Raw genomic sequence first — 18,348 nt, forward strand, 5'->3', positions numbered from 1 at the left:
ACTTCGAACAACGGCACCCCTGGCTGAAGCACTTCCAGGTCCGCGCCTTCTCCTGCCGCATCGGCCATGCCAAACCCGAGCCGGGCGCCTACGAGTGCCTGCACGCCCTCGGCCTCGAACCCGGCCGCATCCTCTTCGTCGACGACCGCCCGGAGAACATCGACGCCGCACGATCCCTCGGCCTGCAAGGGCACTTGTTCAGGACCGCCGCCGACCTGAGGAAAGCCCTCACATAGCCGTGACCGTCGGCGTCGCGGATTTCGCTGCCGCATGCCCGGGCGCCCATCATGTCCTGATGCGTACACACCACGTGATCACCGGCATCGCCGCGGCGGCCCTGCTCGCTCTGACCGGCTGCTCCAGCGACCCCGAGCCCGCTGACGCGGCCAAGGCCTCGCCGTCGGCCGTCGCCACCCCGTCGGCAAGCGTGGACATCGAGGCGACCCGTTCCTCCGCAGGCATCCCCCCGAGCCCGCCGCCCGCACAGCGCGCCGCCTACCTCGCCGCGCTCAACAAGATCGACCCCGAGATCGTCGACGGCAAGGACGACAAAGCCGTCAGCCGCGGGCTCAGCCAGTGCCAAGCCATGAAGGACGAGCAGGACGTCACTAAGCGCGTCGCACAGGTGGAGAGCCGCTTCACCGGGCCCAACCACCCCGAGGGGTTCGGGACCACGAAGAGCGCCGGCATCCTCGTAGCGGTTCAGGCCAACCTCTGCCCCACGTACTGACGGGGTCGTGCGGCCGCGGACGACCTCACCAGTCGAGATCCACTCCGTAGAGGGCCCGGGCGAGCGCTGCCTGCTGGGCCTCACCGAACGTGATCTCGACGTCCCCGTCGTGGAAGATACCCATGTCGGGCAGCTCGGAGCCCCACAGGGACGCCCGTACCGCCGTGTACGCCCCTACGTCGAGCAGAGCCAGGCCGTCTCGCGCCACGTCCTCCGGAAGCAGTGCGTCGAGCCACAGTCGTGAAGGGGTGGAGGTGGGATCGCCGACGTGCCACCGGCGCCAGGGACGATCTCCCGACCAGCGCACCGGAAGGGGAGGGAAGGAACGGTCGCGGACGGGTCTGAGCAGATTGCCGGCCACTGCGGTGATCAGCCAGTCCTGGCCGCTCTTGCGACGCTCGGCGATGATGCCGGTCAAGGCGACGGCCGCGTCGGCGAACACGAAACGGCCCGGCTCCAACAAGAGCCGGTATCCCGGCGGGGCGGGCCCCATGGCCTCCCGGGCCGCGGCGGCAAGGTCCTGGCAGGAGGTCCCGGCGCGTTCCATGAGGAACCGGGACTCCAGGCCGCCGCCCAGGTTGATCACTCTCAGGCGTGTGCCCTGAAGGGTGGCGAACGCGGCGGCGAGCTCCGCGGCTGCGCCGGCCTGGGCGGCGAACCGGGCCACGCCGGCGCAGTGAATGAGCTGATGGGCGTGGATGCCGGCCAGGTCGAGGTGGGGTGAGGCTGCGGCCCGCTCCAGCAGCGCGTACGCCTCGTTCGGTTCCGTTCCGAGCTTGGAGCTCGTGGAGAAGAATTCGTCGGCGGGCAGGAGGTTCGCCCGGATGACGATCGTCGGCCGTGCACCGAACTGCTTCGCGTGCCACTCGACGCTTTCCAGTTCCCGCTCGCCGTCGACACTGATCGTCACGTGTGGAGCGCGCAGCAGGCGTTCCAGGTGATCGACAGGGCGCGCGATGCTGTCGGAGACGATCCGGTCGGCGGTGAAGCCGGCGCTTCGGGCAAGACGCCACTCCAGATCGCTCATGACCTCGATGCCGGCGCCCGCGGCGCGTAGGGCGCGCAGGACCTCCGGCACGTAGCACGCCTTGACCGCGCAGTGGACCCGCACGTCGAAGTGCGCCGAGAACGCCGCGTGCAAGGCCGTGAAGTTGTCGACGGCGCGTTGCGGCAGGTGAAGCAGCAAGGGCCGGGATCCGTTCCACAGCCGACGCACGGGCACGCCCTCCAGCTCCAGCCCGTCCACGCCGTACGACAGGTACGGCAGAAGCCGCGCGATGGATTCGATCTCCTCGCGCGAGAGGGTTTCCGGGCCGCTGAACGGCACGGGCCGAACGTCCTGAGGCATGGTCGTCTCCTCGTGCGCGGTCCCGGGCTGCCGTCTCCTATTCTTAGCGCGCCCGCACCGACAGCGCGATGTCGACTACGCCACCCGGCCCAGCCCCAGAGCGATCACAAGCCGTTGATGACGTCCCATCGTTGCGAGGCACCCCCGGTACACGTCGTGGCGTTGACGCGGTCGTTCTCCATCCGGGCGAGACACCTGCCGCTCACCTTGTTCTTGATCAGCGCACCGGCGGTCGACGTGTCGTCAACGGCCCACAGCGCCGCCTGGTCAGCGGCGGCACAGGGCTTCATGGTCGGTTGACCGTTGCGCAGCGTGAGGCACAGCTTGGTCGCCCTCTGCCGCAACGCGGTGTGCGCGATCGCGTTGTCCCAGTACCACACCTGGTACGAATCGTAGTTGCACGTCGTGACGTACGGGCCGAAGTCGGCCCGGAAGTCCAGGCACTTCGCGGGCGAAGACCGATCCTGGAAGGCGGAGCTCGACGGCGTCGCGCTCGCCGGTGTGCTGCTCAGGCCCACGACGACCACCACGCCCACCCCTACAGCAGCCAGCTTCTTCTTCAGTAACACGACAGTCCTCCTCCGCTCGGCGCCGATCGCCGAGCCGACACCGAGTCTGCCCAACGCGGGCCCGGAGGGTAAGTACGCCGAGGGCGAAGCCGCCCGTTGCTGCCCGCCCCGTGGGCGAGGTCGTGACGGTCGGCTTCGGCATCGGCGCAGCGGTCGGGACGCTTCGGCCCTCGGGCGCGGCCATCGCGGTGCTGGGCATGGCCGCCGCGGCCGCCCTGGCCCTGCGGCCGGCCGGGCAGGATCCGGAAAAGACGGCTTGGCCCGGTGGTCGACCTCAGGCCGGCTTGCGCCACACGGAGATGTGCTTCGCGGAGTCCTGGGCGAACGGCTTCCCGTCCCAGTCCGCGACGCGACGTTCCAGTTCGAGCCCGGCGATCCGTGCCATCAGGTCGAGCTCCGCCGGCCAGGCGTACCGGTGCCGGGAGTTGTCGCGACGGTAGCGGCCGTCTTCGCCGTCGCGGGTGAAGTGGTGCGAGACGAGGATCTGCTCGACCAGGTCGAAGGTGTCGAAGCCGAGATGCTGCTCGGAGACGTCGAACGGCACCGCGACCTGGCCGGGCGGCAGGCTTGAGGGCGGCGATGGCGTTGGCCGCCTTGTGCTCCTCCAGGAAGGCCACCACGCCGTTGATCGCGAGGAGCACGCCGATGATGACGACGTCGACCCAGTGCTGGACGACGACGGAGAGGATCAGGGCCGTCTCGATCATCCAGGGGATCGGGGCCCAGAAGTAGCCGAGGAACTCCCGCAGCGGGCTCTTGTGCTCCTCGGCGATCTCGTTCGGGCCGTGCTCCCGCAGGAGGCGGTGTGCCTCGACGGTGGTCAGGCCGTCCGGCCAGGAGGCCGGGCGCTCAAGATCCTCGTGCTCCTCCGGCTCGGCCTGTTCGGCGGAGGGGGAGGGGGCGGCGGGCGCCGCGGGGACGGAGGGGACGATGTCCGTGCTCATGTCGGGGTCACTTGCTTCCGTGCAGCAGGGAGAGGAACGAGGGGATCTCCATCGGGCGGGCGCCACTGGTCATGGCCATGCGGGCGTTCGAAACCGTGCCGGCGCGCAGGATGCGGATGACGGAGCCGCCGCAGGCGGCGCATTCGGAGCGGGTCAGGGGAGAGGGGACGCGGTCGCCGTCCACGGTGCAGAGCGTGCGCTGCACACCGGTGCCGTCGATGTAGTGGTGGACGTCGTACTGCTTCTCCCAGCCGTACCCGCAGTCGAGGCAGGTGAAGGCGTAGGACTCGTGGATGGCCTCGGGGGCGGTGCGGGAAGTGAATTCGTCGGTTGCGCTCATCGCGTTGTCCTCACGACCGGTGCTGGACTTCACATCCGCAGTTGCTGCGGTGCCACGGGGCCGGTGCCCGGTCTCACTCCGACCTCTTCCAGGAGACCGCCGTGGAAAGCCTGGCAGGGGCCGCGAACGGCCCCTCTTCGAGAGGCCTAGGGCTGCCGGTCCGGGACGTTTCGTAAACGAAAGTGAGAGCGCCCTGGGCCCTCGCGTCAGTGAGTCGACGTCCAGCCCTTGCTTAACCTATCGAAACTCGATAGGTTCCCATCGTGAATCGATGGAGGGATGAGTCATGGGCAAGCTGACCGTATGGGCGCTGCGCGCCGTGCTCGTGGTGCTGCTCGCGGGCAGCGTGGGCGTACAGGTGTTGATGGTGTGGGCGTTGGCCACCGACCCGGAGGACGGGTCGCTCCCGCTCACCCCGCTCCGCCTGATCACGATCACGGGCTTGGTTTCGGTCCAGGTCGCCCTGGTCTGCGTATGGCGGCTGGTGACGATGGTGCGACGCGGAACGGTGTTCTCCCACGCCGCCTTCCGGTACGTCGACGTCGTGATCGGCTCGATCGTGGTCGTCGCCCTCCTGTGGTTCGCGGTCACGGCCATCAACGCGCCGGGCCAGCGGGAGGACCCGGGCGTCACCGTCATCATGGCTGGGGTCGGCCTGGCCATCCTGGGGGTCGCGCTCTTCGTACTCGTGCTGCGCGCGCTGCTGGCCCAGGCCGTCGCGCGCGATGTCGAAGCGACGGAGATGCGGGCCGAGCTGGACGAGGTCATCTGATGCCGATCGCCGTCGACATCGACGTGATGCTGGCACGCCGGAAAATGTCCGTGGGGGAGCTCGCGGAGCGTGTGGGGATCACCCCCGCGAACCTGGCCGTCCTCAAGAACGGCCGCGCCAAGGCGGTGCGTTTCACCACGCTCGCCGCGCTCTGTGAGGTACTCGAATGCCAGCCGGGCGACCTGCTGCGCTGGGAAGCCGAGGAAGAGGAAGCCGAGGAAGCCGAGGACACCGCGGGAGGATGACGCTGCCCACGGTGCGTACCGTGTGTTCGGGGTAGGCACAGTCGTTGAGGGCCCAGCCCGGCCCACTTCGGTTCTTGAGGGGGAGAACAGATGGTCTACACGGAACCGATGGCGCGAGCCGTCGTAGAGCCGGCCGTGCGGGAGCTGATGCGCGAGTGCACCGACGGCCGGGAACCCTCCACGACGGTTACCTTCGGCGGAGACGGCTTCACCATGTGCGCCCACGTCCGCGTACGTGCCGGGGAACCCGGACGGGCCGAGGTCTCGCTCGCCTGTTGGACCGTCAACGAGGACACGGCACGGTACTTCGGCGCCAACCCCCCGACTGCGGACGAGACCCGTCTGCCCCCGGAGGGCACTGCCGCTCCGGACGGGTCACTCACCAGCCGTGTCATCGCCCACCTGGCCACCCGCATGGACGCCCTCGACACCCCTCGACCGGATCGCGACGGCCACCTCGCCATCACCGTCCCCCTCGCCTCCCCGTAGCAGCCGCCCGGGAGTATCTGGCCCTGCCGGCCCGCCACATGAACCCGCGGTCACATGGCGGCGGGGCCTTCGGCGTACGAGGGTCAGAGGCGTGTCGCGCGCTTCAGGCGGCCCAGGTCCACGAACTTGAAGTTGGTGTCGGTGCGGGCCTCGCCACCGGGGTCGGTGGTGACGGGCGTGTTGTGGCCGTCCTGGACGACCAGCAGGCCGTTCGGGAACTTCCGGCCCAGGGGTTCGCTGGTCACGGCGGCGCCGTCGCACTCCTCCGAGCCATCAGGGGTGCCGGGCCTGTCCCCCGCGGCGATGCGGAACCCCTTGACGTACTCGTTGCCGCCGGTGCGCTCGAACGCGGCGAAGGTGTTGTCACCCTGGCTGGAGGCCAGCAGGTAGCCGCCGCGTCGCGGGTTCTTGGGGTCGCGCCAGATCGTCAGGCCCTCCACGTCGGCGGAGATGTGCTGACCGCCGAAGCCGGGGTCCTCGCCCGCGTCACACTCCTCCGTCTCCGGGTTGAACGTGCCGGGCACGCCGAAGGAGCGGACCTTCTCGATCAGGCGGGGCGCGGACTGCAGGTCGGCGTCCAGCTTCCAGATGCCGACGTCTTCCTGCCCGGCGTACAGGTCGCCGGTGTCGGGGTCCACGACCATGCCCTCGACCTGGGGCCCCTCACCGGGCTCACCGCACGGCGTCCACGACTTCCCGTCGGGCAGCGTGAAGGAGGAGGGCAGGGTGAGGGTGCGGACCGTGCGGTAGCCGACCGTGCCGTGCGCGTTCGGCCGGAGTTCGGCCAGCGCGAGGGAGGAGGCGTTGCGCCGGCTGGCGACCGCGAAGGAACGGCCGCTGCGGCGGTCGGTGTACGCGGTCAGGCCGTAGGCGCTGCGCTGCTCGTTGACCTCGTCCTGTCCGGAGGAGAAGACGTGCGGAGCGGCCGTCTCGTCGGTGACGTCGACCAGCGGGGCCGCGCGCCGACCGGGGTCGATGCGGTAGATCCGCAGCTGGTCACGGCCGCGGTCGGAGACCACGGCCACGTCGTGGCGGCCGTCGGGGAAGCGCATGCCGGTGATCAGATCGACGTTGTTGAAACGTCCGGGCTTGTCTCCCGCGCGGGGCGGCTGCGGGGCCGCGATGGCCTGCACCTCGCGGCCGTCCAGGTCGTACACCCGCAGGCCGCCTTCCTTGGCGGTGGCGATGACCAGGCTGCGGTCGGGGTTCTTCGCGTTGCGCCAGATCGCGGGGTCGTCGGCGTCGGCGTTGCCGCCCGCCTCGTCGCCGAAGAGCGACGGCGTCTCCACGGAGGCCGCCACCTGGGGCAGCGACGGCGTCGCGGTGCGGTCCTCACCTGCGTGCGCGGGGACCGCGACCACTCCCAGCACCACAAGGGTCGCTGCGGCCGCGGCCGTCATCTGCCTTTTCGACGTCACACTCATCATGGTCTCCTGCTCACGGGGTTCAGGGTGCGGCCCTGCCACGAGTGCAGCGTGGCGGCTCGCCCCAAACCGTGGTCTACCCGCGGGTAGCGACCATGGAGAGGATGTGACGCGCACATGATCACGCCATGAAATCGGGTCGTTCCCGCGGGCGCGTCCGCAGGGACTGTGCGTTTTACCCGACCAGCTGTCGTGCAGCACACTTCATGACGTGACGATGGGGTGAATGCGATGCCCATTGAGGGCGAGTACGGGCCGAGTCCGGCGCAGTGGGTGCGCGATCAGGTCGAGCTGTACGAAAGATCGGGCGGTACGCAGGGATCGACGCTCTGGGACACCGGCCTGCCCGTCGTCATTCTCACGACGCGCGGCGCGAAGAGCGGCAAGATCCGCAAGATCCCGTTGATGCGCGTGGAGCACGAGGGGCGGTACGCGGCCGTGGCCTCGAAGGGCGGCTTCCCGCGTCACCCGGTCTGGTACTTCAACGTCAAGTCCGACCCGCACGTGGTGCTCCAGGACGGGCCCGTACCCCAGGACATGACGGCCCGTGAGATCACCGGGGATGAGAAGGCCGAGTGGTGGGAGCGCGCGGTCGCCGCGTATCCGCCGTACGCCGAGTATCAGGAGAAGACCGACCGTGTGATCCCCGTCTTCGTGCTGGAGCCCGCGCACGGGTAGGAACCGCGGCCACACACACGATGGCGTCGCCATCGGGGCGGGCCCCGATTCGGCGCGGGGGAGCGGATCGGCCGGACAGCCGACGCGAACGCCCCGTGACATCGGCGGTCGGATGTCACGGGGCGTCCTCGGACCGGCTGTCCGGAGGGCTTGCGGCTACCGGTACCGGCTACCGGCTGAGCGACTTGAGCGCCGCCGCGTCGTACGGCTTCAGCTCGTCGAAGCGGTCGCCGAGGACCTTCGCCGCCCACTGCGGGTCCTGGAGCAGCGCCCGGCCGACGGCGACCATGTCGAACTCGTCGCGTTCCATGCGGTCCAGGAGGTTGTCGATGTCGCCCAGCGCCGCACCCTCGCCGACGAAGGCGCGGATGAAGTCGCCGTCGAGGCCGACCGAGCCGACGGTGATGGCCGGCCGGCCCGTGAGCTTCTTGGTCCAGCCCGCCAGGTTCAGGTCCGAGCCCTCGAACTCCGGAAGCCAGTAGCGCCGGGTGGAGGCGTGGAACGCGTCGACGCCGGCCGCCGCCAGCGGGGCCAGGATCGCCTCCAGCTCCTGCGGGGTCTGCGCGAGCCGTGCGTCGTAGGCCTCCTGCTTCCACTGCGAGTAGCGGAAGATCACCGGGAAGTCGGCCGGGACGCGCTCGCGGACCGCGGCCACGATCTCCGCGGCGAACTTCGTACGGGCCACCGCGTCGCCGCCGTAGGCGTCGGTGCGGCGGTTGGTCCGCTCCCACAGGAACTGGTCGAGCAGGTAGCCGTGGGCGCCGTGCAGCTCGACGCCGTCGAAGCCGATCCGCTCGGCCTCCGCGGCGGCGTCGGCGAACGCGCCGATGACGTCGTCGAGGTCGGCGCGGGTCATCGCCTTGCCGGTCCCCTCGGTGCCGTCGACGCGTATGCCGGAGGGGCCGACGGCGGGGGCGTCGGCGTACGGTGCCTCGCCCTGCTTGCGCACCATGCCTATGTGCCAGAGCTGCGGCACGATCGTGCCGCCCGCCTCGTGCACGGCCGCGGCGACCTTCGCCCACCCCGCCAGCTGGTCCTCGCCGTGGAACCGCGGCACCCGGTCGCTCTGCCCGGCGGAGTCGTGACCGACGTACGTGCCCTCGGTGACGATCAAGCCCACACCCGCGGCGGCCCGGCTGGCGTAGTAGGCCTGCACGTCCTCGCCGGGCACGCCGCCGGGAGAGAACATCCGCGTCATCGGTGCCATCGCGATGCGGTTCGGGACGGTCAGGCCGTTGAGCTTGACGGGCCGGGACAGGATCGCGGCCGCGCGGGAGGCGGTGGACGTGGAGACGGTCATGCGGGTCCTCCGGGGTGAGGTGCGGCTCGTCGCAGTGACAACGAGGAGTGCATAGTACACATGCTATGTATCATGCATATTGCAGGGTCCGGCGCCGTCGTTCGGACCGCCCGCAGACCGGGCCGTGCCGGGGTCCGCCGGTCCGCGGGTCCACAGGTGCGCGATAATGGACCGCCGGAAGGATCGGGAGGCGCGGTGCTGGAGAAACTGGAGCGGGAGCTCATGCTGCTCTCGCGGCACCAGGTACTGGCCCGGCGCGAGCGCGACCCCGAACGCCTGGAGCGGTCGGCGTACCTGCTGCTCAGCCGGATCGACACGCAAGGCCCCATGTCCATAGGGCAATTGGCGGAGGCTTTCGGCCTCGACACCTCGACCGTGAACCGCCAGACGGCCGCGCTGCTGCGCTGCGGACTGGCCGAGCGCGTCGCGGACCCGGACGGCGGCGTGGCCCGCAAGCTGCGCATCACCGTTGAGGGCGGGCGCCGGCTCGCCGAAGACCGTGAGGTCAACCGGTCCTGCCTGGCCCGGGTGCTCGCCGACTGGTCCCCTGAGGAAGTGCGGGAGCTGGGAGACGTCCTGGTCCGGCTCAACCGCAGTGCGGAGGCCCTCGAAGGACGGTTCTGGCCGCGCACTGAGGAAGACGTCCGCGCCGCATGCCAACCGCCGGCCCCGCGAGTCGTCCCTCGGGCGTAACCGTCACGGGAGAGCGGTCGCAACCTGCCGGAGTCTCGCACGGATGAGCCGCCCGCCCCCGCGCGGGGGCGAGCGGCCCGTCACCGATCGTGGCTGCCGGCGGTCAGGGTCCGGTCAGGGCCCGGTGTCTCCCGGGTGGGAGCAGAGTCCGCCCCGGAAGTCGCTGTCGTACCAGGCGCCGGTGGCGTCGGCGTCCAGGTTGGTGCGGCCGGGTCCGACGCAGCGGTGGTAGTTGGACCGGGGCCACCGCTTGACCTGGATCCACACGTTGGTGTCGGTGGCGCAGTGCTCGTAGAACGCCCGTTCCCTGCCCACGCCCTCGTTCCAGCCGCACCCCGAGGCGAAGGCTGTCCCACCGGCCTGGGAGAACGCCCGGGTGGCCGGGGCTGCGGTGGTTTGCGCGCCGGCGGAGGTCGGCGCCGACGCCAGAACGCCGATGGTCAGCGCGGCTGTGACGGCGGCTGCTGTGCGGAGTTTTGCCCTGAGAAAGGTCATGACGCCACAGCTATCGGGTGCCGCGTACCCGGGAGAAGGGCTGGTGGACAAAACCCACCGAACGGAGGATCGCCTTTCGGCCACGCCTTCGGCGGATCGCCCGGCTGGCGGCCGTCGTTCTCGGCGAGTGCCTCGCGCACCGGTCCGGCGCCGACGGCGTAGTCAGCGATGGAAGCCGGTTCGACCTGCATGCTCAAGCTCCAGCTCTCCGTGCAGCGCCTCGGAGACGCCTTCCAGACCCAGATCCGCGAGCTGCAGGGCACCCTGGACGTGACGCCACCGCCGACCATGCCCGTCCCCATCCGGCGGGGATCAGAAGGACGCGGTGGCAGAGGGGGTGCTCCCGTTCTGCGCCTGCTGTGCCCGGTCCGCCATCATCCGTCCGAGCGCGGTGAGCGACGGCTCGAGGTCGCCTGCCGCGGTCGTGCAGCGGTCCCTACGCATCTGATCGAACGCCTGGGCGGCGTGCGCGGCGCTGTCGAAGGCCGCGACGTAGAGCACGGCCGTCTTCTGCGGTCTCTCGCGCGCCATGGTCGTACTGGCGGTGAACAGACGGCCCTCGCACTCGGGTTGGCAGCCCCGTTCCCCCGTGGTCACCACCGGATCGCGCTTGCTCTTGAACTCGGCCGGCAGGCCCGCCCTGCCGGGCAGGACGCTCTTGACGGTGGCCAACTCGGTGAGGGGAGCCACCTTGCGCTCGCCTTCGTCGTCGCCCAGCATCTGCGCCACACTGCGGAAGCCCAGTGTGACCAGCAGGGCCAGCACCACGCCGATGACAGCGAGGGTGACCGCCGTCCCCGCAGTCTTCTTCAGGTGCAGCGGCCCGACGTTGATGGTGGAGTGGTTGGCGTTGCCGCCGATGTGGACGCTCTGGGTGATCGTCGGCGGGTGCGTCGGAACCGGTGGGGGCCCGGGCCGCAGCGCGGCCCGCAGCTGCTCGGCGAGACCGGGGTCCCCCTCCAGCTCCACGGTCAGGCGTGCCCGCACCGCCTCCGCCGCCTGCTCCGCTCCGGGTTCCGCGTTCCACAGGGGTGTTTCCGAAGGGGAGCGGGTCAAGTGGGAGGGCGGCGTCCGCAAGGGTTCAAGCAGGATTCCGTGATGCGCTTCGTCTCGTCCGGAGTGCGGGGAATGACCACAGCCAAGGCGTTCCACATCGCCAACCGCCGCCGACGGGGAATCCTCCTGGCCTCGCGGCGGTTGCTGCGCCGAACGCCTCCGTTCCCGTTCGAGGACGGGGACGGAGGCGTTCGGTTCAGGGCCGGTCCGGTTCAGGTCCGCCGGCCGGGCTTGGCTAGCTGATGGACTTGATGGCGCCCCAGCCGCCGGTGCCGACCTGGACGCTCGGGCCGTCGATGGGTCCGTGGATGTCGGAGCCGCCCTTGTAGAACTTGAGGGTGCCGTCGCCGGCGGTGGCCCACATGTCGGCGACGCCGTCGCGGTTGGCGTCCGAGGCGCCGGCGACGAGGGGCCGGTTGGCGACGGTGTAGCCGCGGCCGAACTCGGTGCGGTCGCTGAAGGAGCCGTTGGGCTGCCCGAGGTAGACGTAGAAGATGCCGTCACGGGTGTCGCGGGCCAGCAGGTCGGGGCGGCCGTCCTTGTTGGCGTCGCCGGGGGCGGTCAGGGTCATGACGTCCCAGCCGCCCGTGCCGATCTGGATCGGGGTGCCGTGCTTCGGGGTGGTGCCGACGACACCCGGGTAGATCCAGAGCTTGTCGTCGTTGGTGACGGCGAGGTCGGGCTGTCCGTCACGGGTGGTGTCGCCGACGCCGACGATCCGGGCCGTGGTGGGCAGCGTGCCGATCTTGACCGGGGCGGCGAGGGTGCCGTCGCCGCGGTTGGGGTAGACCCGCAGCTCGCCTCCGACCAGGGCGACGATGTCCTCCATGCCGTCACCGGTCCAGTCACCGCGGTGCGTCACCGACGCGCCGCCCCAGCCGCCGGTGCCGATCAGCGCATGCGCGCCGACGGCGCCGGTGCCGGTGCCGGGGTAGAGGCGCAGCTGGCCCTCGTCGTCCACAGCGACCATGTCGGGCTTGTTGTCGCCGTTCATGTCGCCCGCGACCGGGGTGACGTTGCCGGTGATCCAGGCGCGTACGTCGTCGATGCGGGTGGCGAGGGCGTCGGTACGGGTCTCGGTGGCGGGGGTGCCCAGGCATCCGCCCTGCCAGGACCTGCTGGCGACGGCGACGAGTTCCTGGCTCTGGCCGTTGGCGCGCAGGACCGGGCCGCCGGTGTCGCCCTGGCAGATCACGGCGTCGCCGGTCGGGGTCAGGGCGATGTTCGCGGAGCTGTCCCCGGTGGCGTTGAAGGCGCCGGTGTGCAGGGTGTTGGGGACCCAGGTGGTCTTCGTCCGGCCGAAGCCGGCGACCGTGACGGCCTGGTCGGCCGTGACGGGCGTGGCGGCCAGGGCGGCCGGCTTCACGCCGGCGACACCGGTGTTCAGCTTCACCAGGACGAGGTCTCGGTCGGGGTGCGGGAAGAGCTCCACCGCGGTGCGCACGGCACCGGTCGAGGTCTGCGTCAGGTCGGTGCGCCCGACGGTGACGGTGGTGGCGACGGCGGGCTTGCCGGCCGCGGGCTTGCCGTTGGCGGCGAAGCAGGAAGCCGCGGTCAGGACCCAGCGCTGGGAGACGAGCGTTCCGGTGCAGGCACGCTCGGACTCGCCTATGAGGATGCGGGCGGAGAAGCCGTAACTCGCGTTGGCCACGGAGCCCTGCAGGGCCTGGGAGGGGGTGCTGAGCAGGCTCAGGCCCACGGCGCCGGCGGCGATGGCGCCGGAAACCTGGGCGCTTCTTTTGAACTGTGACATGTGATTCTCCAAGAGGATGTTGAAAGGTGCGTGGGCGGGCGGGGCCTTCCCCGACCTTCTTCGCGACGGATCTCGGGGAGTTGAGCAGGTCCCGGTGTCGCCGCCGGCACTGTGCGCACGGCCGGGGAACCGAGGAAGGCTGGAGTGGATGCGTCGCCCACAGCGGCCGGTGCAGCTCGCAGCCAACAGCGCACAGCTGTGGCGAGGCGCCTACGGCTCCGGAAGATCCCCGACGCGGGTGGTCGAGCACGCGAAATCGGGGCCGAACCGGGGCTCACGGGGGGCCTGTCGGCGCGCTGCTCAGGGGGTGTTGCCCAAGCCGCCGGAACCGGATGCTCAGCGGATCGGCGTCGCTACTTCTGTCCCGGCATACCGTCCGCAGCGAGATCCCGCGGGGCTCCGACGGCCGGGTCGGGCAGTGCGGACACGGAGGCCGGAGCGCCCGGCGTCGCAATTCCGATCAATGTGGCCATTCTTCCTGTGCAACGCAATCCATCCCCCGTGCAGCGCTATGCCCTTGACTGAAAGCGGAGCGTCATTCCCGCTGATCACGCCAAGCCTTTGAACTCGGTTAACGTGTCTGCCGCACACCCGATGGACTGAAAACGGGCGGAGTTGGGAACCCCAGCGCCTCGTCAGCACCCTGGACGGAAGACAGCAACAGAACCAATGACCGGCGACGACCCCCGCAGCAGCCGCTCCCCAGCACGAACAGCACCTCGCGCGGCGGGCCACGGCACGCTCCCCAACCACCCCGCACAAGGACGGACATGACGCTAGACCAACTCTTGCCGCCGGCTAAGGGCCCCACGCGCCACCAGCAAGGCCTCACGCGCCACGAAGACCCGGCTCACCCCCACAGCCCCACGGGTCCGGCATCCGCGTACCCCCCGCAGTTTCCGGGAACGACCCCCGCGGCCTTCACCCGCCTCAACGCGAGTACCGCCAAGAACAGCGGCGTCAGCCCGGCCAAATACGCCAGCCTGCTCGGCATGGCCCCCCAGCACCTGACGGACGACCGCTACCGCATGCCGGCGTCCACCAGCATCCGCATCTGGGAACTCATGACGCTGCAGGCCCCCTGGCACGAGGTCGCACTGCGCATGGCCGAGGAGAGCACCCTGGGGAGCCTCGGCGTCTGGGACTATCTCGTCACGCAAGCGCCGACACCACTCGAAGGCCTCTACGACGCTGCCCGCTACGTCGCCACCGTCGCGGACGCCGGTACCGAGACCCTCCACATCGAAGAGACCGAGCAGCACGTCACCATCAGCCACGTCAACGCAGCCGATCTGACCGACGACGTCGCCTCCGCCGTACGGGCCTACGCCCTGGGCCTCCTTCGGCAGCGCGTCAGCGAATCCGCCCGGCGCTCCATCATCCCCACCAAGGTCGCGCTGGCAGCCCGAGCTCCCCAAACCCACCAAACCCTCATACACCTGTACGGCACCCGCGCCATCGACTTCGCGAGCCCCGTCAACTCCATCACCTTCAAGGCCTCCGACCTCACCACCCCCCTGCCCCACGCCGCCCCCGGCCTGTCCGACCTCCTACGAAGACACGCCGAACAGAGCCTCGCCGACGCCATCCCCCTGCATGACTGGCTCGCCCACTTCCGCACCACTCTCCGGGGCGCTCCGGACGCCGAGATCCCCACCGTGCGCGTCGTAGCGCAGCAGATGTCCCTCAGCACCCGCACGCTTCAACGCCGCCTCGAAGAACACGAGACCACCTGGTCAGAGGAACTTCAGGCGCTGCGCCGCGAACGCGCCCTCCGCCTGCTCACCACCACCGACATGACCCTCGACTCCGTCGCCAGACGGACCGGCTACTCCGACCCCGGCGGCCTGCGCCGCGCCGTGCGGCGCTGGACAGGGCAACCCCTCGCTGCCGTCCGATCGCACGACAACACCGATCCTGCGGGCACGCCGCGCTGAGGCCCACGTAGCCGCTCGCCACCTCCGCCAGGCGGCCGACGAGCTCCACGCCCCGGCCCCGGTTCTTGTTGAGCCGTACAACCATCGGTGCGGCTCGTGAGTCTTGTGTCGCGAAAGAACGTTTTCCAGGGTGTTTTGTCTGTGAAGTTGTCCCAGATCGCCGCGGCGGTTACCACTGCTGCTCTGGCTCCGGCCGTCCTCATCGTTTCGCCGGCCTTCGCCGCCGACAAGGATGCCGCTACGTCCACCAACCCGACGGCTCCCACCGCACCTGACCAGGCGGCGAGCGGTCAGGCCGACGAGAGCCCGGCGGAGCAGGACCGTAGGACCGTCCTCGCGATCATCGCCGACCCGATGGCCAGTGGGTACATGAAGGAAGCCGGCCACACGGCCATCGCCGAGGGCCCGGCGGCCATGCGCAAGTTCATCGAGACCGATCAGCACCGGATCCGCCTCGACGACTACCGGGTGCTGGTCGCCGGTCTCGGGGAAAGCGCCGGCCCCGGCCTGCAAGAAGGCATCAGCAAGATCTTCAACGCGCACAAGACGACTCTGGAGCAGTGGCGCCTCTTCTACGAGGTCACTCAGCACGAGCTGCGCGACGAGGACAACAAGGTCGACATCTCCAGGCTGATCGGCACCGGCGGCCCCCGACTGAGGGAAGCGGGCAAGAAGGCCCTCAAGGGCACCCCTGCTGACCGCATCGCCTTGCTGAAGACGGGACAGCACCTCGCGCAGGCCTCCGATGACCGGGTCGAGCTGTCCCGCATCTACGAAGCCTCGAACGGGCCCGTCCTGAGCGAGGCGATCGGCAAGCTCCTCAGCGGTTCCGCGACCCCGGCCGAGCTTCGCCGTTTCCTCGAGGTGACCCAGTACGAGCTTCGCGACCAGGACAACCGTGTCGCGATAGCGGGGATCATCGACGGCGGGGGACCGGAACTGGTCAAGGCCGGCCGGACCGCGCTGGCGGGCACCGCCGCCGACCGCGGCGAGTTCCTGAAGACGGGACAGCACGAGGCGCGCGCGAAGGACCAGAAGGCCCGGCAGGAGAACGACAAGAACAAGGCCCAGCAGGACCAGCACAACCCCGGCGCGGGTTCGGTCGCCGGCAACACCGCCGTCACCCCCCAGGGCGGCAGCGGTTCCGCTCTCGCCGCCACCGGCGCGGGCGACACGGCTCTGATCGCGGGCGGCGCCGGCACCGCGCTCGTCGCCGGCGCAGGCTTCCTCCTCGCCGCACGGATGCGCCGCGCCGGCTCCGCCGGCTGACCCCACCACACACCAGCAGCCGAGGCCCGACCGCGGCACCCGCGGCCGTTACGGAAACCGATTCCGTGCTGGACATAGGCTGCGGGGCCCGGCCGCACCCCCCGCCTCGCAGCACGGCGCGTCGGCCGTGACCTGGGGTCGGCGGCGGCCATCGGCTGCTGGTGCGCCGTTGACCGGAATGGCGCTTTCCTGTTCCGCGCGTTTCCCGTCATTCTCGGATCCGGGATCCGCCCCTGGATGGGAGAACCATGCACAACGCCAAGCGCCGCACGCGCACCAAGATGGCCGTGACCGGTCTCGTTGCCGCCTTGACCGTAGGATTTCCGGCGGCTGCTCCTGCACAGGCTGCCGCCGGATTCAAGCTCACCGGCTACGACAGCAGGAAGTGCCTGGACGTGCGCGGCGGGGTGTCGGCGGCAGGCCAGGACATGCAGGTCTGGCACTGTCACGGTGGCGCCGGCCAGCGGTGGACCTGGCGCGGCGCCAGCCTCGTCAGCGACCTGCGGCCCGACCTCTGCCTCGATGTGCGGGGCGGGGTGGCGACACCCGGCCAGGACGTACAGATCTGGGACTGCAACGGTGGCGCCGGCCAACGCTGGACCGTCCGCAGCGGCGTCGTTCTCGTGAGTGACCTGCGGCCCGACCTGTGCCTCGATGCCCGCGGCGGACCCGGCATCGGCCAGGACGTACAGATCTGGTCGTGCAACGGCGCCATCGGTCAGCGGTGGTACAGGACGGCGTGACCCAGGCGGATGCATCCACGGACCAGCGGGAGGTTCTTCGTCACCACCTCCCGCGGCCGGTAGCGGCATTGAGGATGTGGCGGATGATGGACGCGGCTTCGTTCGGATTGTGGTCCAGCCAGTCGGTGAGGTGTCTGCTGACTACGTCCTGCACGTAGGCGTTCGCTTCGGGATTGGTGAGCCTGGTCCTGGTGGCGCCCCCGAAGACGGGATGGGCGAGCTTTACGGAGATGACCGCAGTCAGGCCCTCGCTGACGGCCCCGGCCGTGATGTCCTCGTCGTCCGGCGACAGTTGCCGCTGCCGACGCGCGTACTCGTTGACGACGGACGTGAGCGCGGCACGGAAGCCCTCTTCGTGGGCGCCGCCTTCGCGGGTGCGGGTGCTGTTCGCGAAGGAGCGGAGCTCTCCTGGGAGCCAGGTGTTCCACTGCACGGCGACCTGCACGCAGATCGTCCCGTCCTCGTTCTCCGACTCGAAAGCGACGGCGGGGGAGTGGACGGGACTCGCGGGGTAGGGGCTGAGGCGGGCGACGTAGTCCTGAAGGCCGTCCACGTGGTGGTAGCGGACCGGCCGCTCCGGACGCTCGTCGGTGAGTGAGACGGCCAGTCCCCTGTTGAGGTAGGCCAGTTCCTGGAAGCGCTCCGACAGCGTGGCGAACGAGCAGCGGGTGGTCTCGAAGATGTCGGCGTCGGGCAGGAACGTGATCGTGGTGCCGTGTTCGCTCGTCTCCTCGTTCCTCGTCAGGGGAGTGACGGCCGTGCCCTTCTCGTACTCCTGGGTCCAACGGTGGCCGTCTCGGCGGACCTCGACCGTGAGACGGCTCGACAGCGCGTTGACCACGCACAGACCCAGGCCGCTGAGGCCGCCGCAGACTCCGTATCCGCTGTGGGCCCTGGGGCCGAAGGACAGCTCCGTCAGTTCGCGTTCGACGGCGGACTTGCCGCTGGGTCCCTCCGCGTCGAGGGGCAGACCCCGCCCGTTGTCCACGACACGAATGCCGCCCTCCGCGGTGATCGTGACGTCGATGACGTCGGCGTGGCCGGCCAGGTGCTCGTCGACGGCGTACGAGACGACCTCGTACACCATGTTGTGCAGGCCGCGTTCGCCGGTCGAGCCGACGTACATGCCGGGGCGCCTGCGCACGGCCTCAAGGCCTTGGAGTACCTGGATGTGGCTGCTGTTGTACTCGTTCACGTTCACGTTCACGTTCGCGGGCTGAGCGGGCTCACTGGGGTTGCCGGACTCGGTCATGAAACACCCTCCCTGGGCCGTCCTGAGCACGAGTGCCCATCCTAGGTATCTTGAGGTAAATGCGCAGGTCAGAGCATGTACCGCGAGGCCTCAGGTGGCCACGTCCGCGGCCTTGTCGAAGCGGCCGGCCACGGTGGCCGCCACAGGGGGCGGAGCGGCACGAAGGCCCCAGCCAGGGCGCCCGAGGGGGTGTTCTGGGCCAAGCCCGAGTGCCGTTCCCTGCCGATTTCCGATCGGTCGTTAATCGGATATTGCAAATTGGAGACTCCAGATCGAGTTGCCCTGAAGCATTATGAATTGATCCGGATTGC

The 18,348-nt window shown here is 70.0% G+C and carries 19 protein-coding genes and 2 pseudogenes; 10 read left to right on the forward strand and 11 right to left on the reverse strand.

All coding sequences use genetic code 11. The features are described 5' to 3' along the window. Positions 1-23: 23 nt before the first annotated feature. Both AB0M99_RS19955 and AB0M99_RS19960 read left to right on the forward strand, forming a co-directional pair. Positions 24-236, forward strand: a complete 213-nt coding sequence (locus tag AB0M99_RS19955) for an HAD-IA family hydrolase (protein ID WP_365922266.1) — start codon at positions 24-26, stop codon at positions 234-236. A gap of 59 nt (positions 237-295) precedes the next feature. Next, on the forward strand, positions 296-730 hold the full coding sequence (locus AB0M99_RS19960; protein ID WP_365922132.1) for a hypothetical protein: 435 nt from the start codon (positions 296-298) through the stop codon (positions 728-730). A 25-nt stretch (positions 731-755) separates the two neighbouring features. Here the strand turns inward: AB0M99_RS19960 and AB0M99_RS19965 are convergent, their stop codons facing one another. From AB0M99_RS19965 to AB0M99_RS19985, 5 genes and pseudogenes are all read right to left on the reverse strand, one after another. Beyond that, positions 756-2,078 carry an alanine racemase gene (locus tag AB0M99_RS19965; protein ID WP_365922134.1) on the reverse strand — a complete coding sequence of 441 codons (1,323 nt, stop codon included), beginning with the start codon at positions 2,076-2,078 and terminating at the stop codon, positions 756-758. A 104-nt stretch (positions 2,079-2,182) separates the two neighbouring features. Then, complete coding sequence (locus AB0M99_RS19970; protein WP_365922136.1) at positions 2,183-2,647, reverse strand: RICIN domain-containing protein; 465 nt, start codon at positions 2,645-2,647, stop codon at positions 2,183-2,185. A gap of 274 nt (positions 2,648-2,921) precedes the next feature. Continuing rightward, a pseudogene (locus tag AB0M99_RS19975) lies at positions 2,922-3,212 on the reverse strand (SAM-dependent methyltransferase); the annotation flags it as partial. A gap of 127 nt (positions 3,213-3,339) precedes the next feature. After that, positions 3,340-3,591: pseudogene (locus AB0M99_RS19980) on the reverse strand (cation-transporting P-type ATPase); the annotation flags it as partial. A 7-nt stretch (positions 3,592-3,598) separates the two neighbouring features. After that, complete coding sequence (locus AB0M99_RS19985; RefSeq protein ID WP_365922138.1) at positions 3,599-3,931, reverse strand: hypothetical protein; 333 nt, start codon at positions 3,929-3,931, stop codon at positions 3,599-3,601. A 286-nt stretch (positions 3,932-4,217) separates the two neighbouring features. Here AB0M99_RS19985 and AB0M99_RS19990 point away from each other — a divergent pair, with 286 nt between their 5' ends. The 3 genes from AB0M99_RS19990 to AB0M99_RS20000 all read left to right on the forward strand — a co-directional run bounded on the left by AB0M99_RS19990 (position 4,218) and on the right by AB0M99_RS20000 (position 5,437). Further along, positions 4,218-4,703: a DUF2975 domain-containing protein gene (locus AB0M99_RS19990; protein ID WP_365922140.1), complete on the forward strand. Its 486-nt coding sequence runs from the start codon at positions 4,218-4,220 to the stop codon at positions 4,701-4,703. Then, positions 4,703-4,948, forward strand: coding sequence for a helix-turn-helix transcriptional regulator (locus AB0M99_RS19995; RefSeq protein WP_365922142.1), 246 nt, complete (start codon positions 4,703-4,705; stop codon positions 4,946-4,948). The genes AB0M99_RS19990 and AB0M99_RS19995 overlap by 1 nt, the downstream gene beginning before the upstream one ends. A 90-nt stretch (positions 4,949-5,038) precedes the next feature. Further along, positions 5,039-5,437 (forward strand): hypothetical protein, encoded by a 399-nt coding sequence (locus AB0M99_RS20000; RefSeq protein ID WP_365922144.1) that lies wholly within the window; start codon positions 5,039-5,041, stop codon positions 5,435-5,437. A gap of 83 nt (positions 5,438-5,520) precedes the next feature. On the opposite strand, the gene AB0M99_RS20005 is transcribed toward AB0M99_RS20000, so the two are convergent. Beyond that, the gene (locus tag AB0M99_RS20005) at positions 5,521-6,855 is read right to left on the reverse strand and encodes a phytase (RefSeq protein ID WP_365922146.1); all 1,335 of its coding nucleotides are present in this window, start codon (positions 6,853-6,855) and stop codon (positions 5,521-5,523) included. Between the two features lie 237 nt (positions 6,856-7,092). On the opposite strand from AB0M99_RS20005, the gene AB0M99_RS20010 reads away from it, so the two are divergent. Beyond that, positions 7,093-7,539 (forward strand): nitroreductase family deazaflavin-dependent oxidoreductase, encoded by a 447-nt coding sequence (locus tag AB0M99_RS20010; protein ID WP_365922148.1) that lies wholly within the window; start codon positions 7,093-7,095, stop codon positions 7,537-7,539. 169 nt (positions 7,540-7,708) lie between these two features. Here the strand turns inward: AB0M99_RS20010 and AB0M99_RS20015 are convergent, their stop codons facing one another. After that, a complete protein-coding gene (locus AB0M99_RS20015) occupies positions 7,709-8,839 on the reverse strand; it encodes an NADH:flavin oxidoreductase (RefSeq protein WP_365922150.1) in 1,131 nt (376 codons plus the stop codon). 222 nt (positions 8,840-9,061) lie between these two features. Here AB0M99_RS20015 and AB0M99_RS20020 point away from each other — a divergent pair, with 222 nt between their 5' ends. After that, positions 9,062-9,532: a MarR family transcriptional regulator gene (locus AB0M99_RS20020; RefSeq protein ID WP_365922268.1), complete on the forward strand. Its 471-nt coding sequence runs from the start codon at positions 9,062-9,064 to the stop codon at positions 9,530-9,532. Positions 9,533-9,646: 114 nt separating this feature from the next. Here AB0M99_RS20020 and AB0M99_RS20025 read toward each other — a convergent pair whose 3' ends face one another. The 3 genes from AB0M99_RS20025 to AB0M99_RS20035 form a co-directional block, all read right to left on the reverse strand. Further along, a complete protein-coding gene (locus AB0M99_RS20025; RefSeq protein WP_365922152.1) occupies positions 9,647-10,027 on the reverse strand; it encodes a DUF6355 family natural product biosynthesis protein in 381 nt (126 codons plus the stop codon). A 312-nt stretch (positions 10,028-10,339) separates the two neighbouring features. Continuing rightward, entirely contained in the window at positions 10,340-11,014 is a 675-nt protein-coding gene (locus tag AB0M99_RS20030) for a hypothetical protein (protein WP_365922154.1), read from the reverse strand. Between the two features lie 304 nt (positions 11,015-11,318). After that, the gene (locus AB0M99_RS20035; RefSeq protein ID WP_365922156.1) at positions 11,319-12,836 is read right to left on the reverse strand and encodes an FG-GAP-like repeat-containing protein; all 1,518 of its coding nucleotides are present in this window, start codon (positions 12,834-12,836) and stop codon (positions 11,319-11,321) included. Positions 12,837-13,606: 770 nt separating this feature from the next. Here AB0M99_RS20035 and AB0M99_RS20040 point away from each other — a divergent pair. The 3 genes from AB0M99_RS20040 to AB0M99_RS20050 all read left to right on the forward strand — a co-directional run bounded on the left by AB0M99_RS20040 (position 13,607) and on the right by AB0M99_RS20050 (position 16,785). Beyond that, a complete protein-coding gene (locus AB0M99_RS20040) occupies positions 13,607-14,773 on the forward strand; it encodes an AraC family transcriptional regulator ligand-binding domain-containing protein (protein ID WP_365922158.1) in 1,167 nt (388 codons plus the stop codon). A gap of 141 nt (positions 14,774-14,914) precedes the next feature. Further along, complete coding sequence (locus AB0M99_RS20045; RefSeq protein WP_365922160.1) at positions 14,915-16,042, forward strand: ALF repeat-containing protein; 1,128 nt, start codon at positions 14,915-14,917, stop codon at positions 16,040-16,042. A 248-nt stretch (positions 16,043-16,290) separates the two neighbouring features. Next, positions 16,291-16,785 carry an RICIN domain-containing protein gene (locus tag AB0M99_RS20050; protein WP_365922162.1) on the forward strand — a complete coding sequence of 165 codons (495 nt, stop codon included), beginning with the start codon at positions 16,291-16,293 and terminating at the stop codon, positions 16,783-16,785. Between the two features lie 40 nt (positions 16,786-16,825). Here AB0M99_RS20050 and AB0M99_RS20055 read toward each other — a convergent pair whose 3' ends face one another. After that, positions 16,826-18,037 carry an ATP-binding protein gene (locus AB0M99_RS20055; protein ID WP_365922164.1) on the reverse strand — a complete coding sequence of 404 codons (1,212 nt, stop codon included), beginning with the start codon at positions 18,035-18,037 and terminating at the stop codon, positions 16,826-16,828. Between the last annotated feature and the right edge of the window lie 311 nt (positions 18,038-18,348).

The sequence above is a fragment of the Streptomyces sp. NPDC051183 genome, from assembly GCF_040682455.1.
Lineage (GTDB): Bacteria > Actinomycetota > Actinomycetes > Streptomycetales > Streptomycetaceae > Streptomyces.

Bases quoted from the DNA above. Each gene is read 5' to 3' on its own strand.
- AB0M99_RS19960 (WP_365922132.1), top strand. From the start codon at position 296: ATGCGTACACACCACGTGATCACCGGCATCGCCGCGGCGGCCCTGCTC.
- AB0M99_RS19965 (WP_365922134.1), bottom strand. From the start codon at position 2,078: ATGCCTCAGGACGTTCGGCCCGTGCCGTTCAGCGGCCCGGAAACCCTC.
- AB0M99_RS19985 (WP_365922138.1), bottom strand. From the start codon at position 3,931: ATGAGCGCAACCGACGAATTCACTTCCCGCACCGCCCCCGAGGCCATC.
- AB0M99_RS19990 (WP_365922140.1), top strand. From the start codon at position 4,218: ATGGGCAAGCTGACCGTATGGGCGCTGCGCGCCGTGCTCGTGGTGCTG.
- AB0M99_RS19995 (WP_365922142.1), top strand. From the start codon at position 4,703: ATGCCGATCGCCGTCGACATCGACGTGATGCTGGCACGCCGGAAAATG.
- AB0M99_RS20000 (WP_365922144.1), top strand. From the start codon at position 5,039: ATGGTCTACACGGAACCGATGGCGCGAGCCGTCGTAGAGCCGGCCGTG.
- AB0M99_RS20010 (WP_365922148.1), top strand. From the start codon at position 7,093: ATGCCCATTGAGGGCGAGTACGGGCCGAGTCCGGCGCAGTGGGTGCGC.
- AB0M99_RS20015 (WP_365922150.1), bottom strand. From the start codon at position 8,839: ATGACCGTCTCCACGTCCACCGCCTCCCGCGCGGCCGCGATCCTGTCC.
- AB0M99_RS20020 (WP_365922268.1), top strand. From the start codon at position 9,062: ATGCTGCTCTCGCGGCACCAGGTACTGGCCCGGCGCGAGCGCGACCCC.
- AB0M99_RS20025 (WP_365922152.1), bottom strand. From the start codon at position 10,027: ATGACCTTTCTCAGGGCAAAACTCCGCACAGCAGCCGCCGTCACAGCC.
- AB0M99_RS20035 (WP_365922156.1), bottom strand. From the start codon at position 12,836: ATGTCACAGTTCAAAAGAAGCGCCCAGGTTTCCGGCGCCATCGCCGCC.
- AB0M99_RS20040 (WP_365922158.1), top strand. From the start codon at position 13,607: ATGACGCTAGACCAACTCTTGCCGCCGGCTAAGGGCCCCACGCGCCAC.
- AB0M99_RS20050 (WP_365922162.1), top strand. From the start codon at position 16,291: ATGCACAACGCCAAGCGCCGCACGCGCACCAAGATGGCCGTGACCGGT.
- AB0M99_RS20055 (WP_365922164.1), bottom strand. From the start codon at position 18,037: ATGACCGAGTCCGGCAACCCCAGTGAGCCCGCTCAGCCCGCGAACGTG.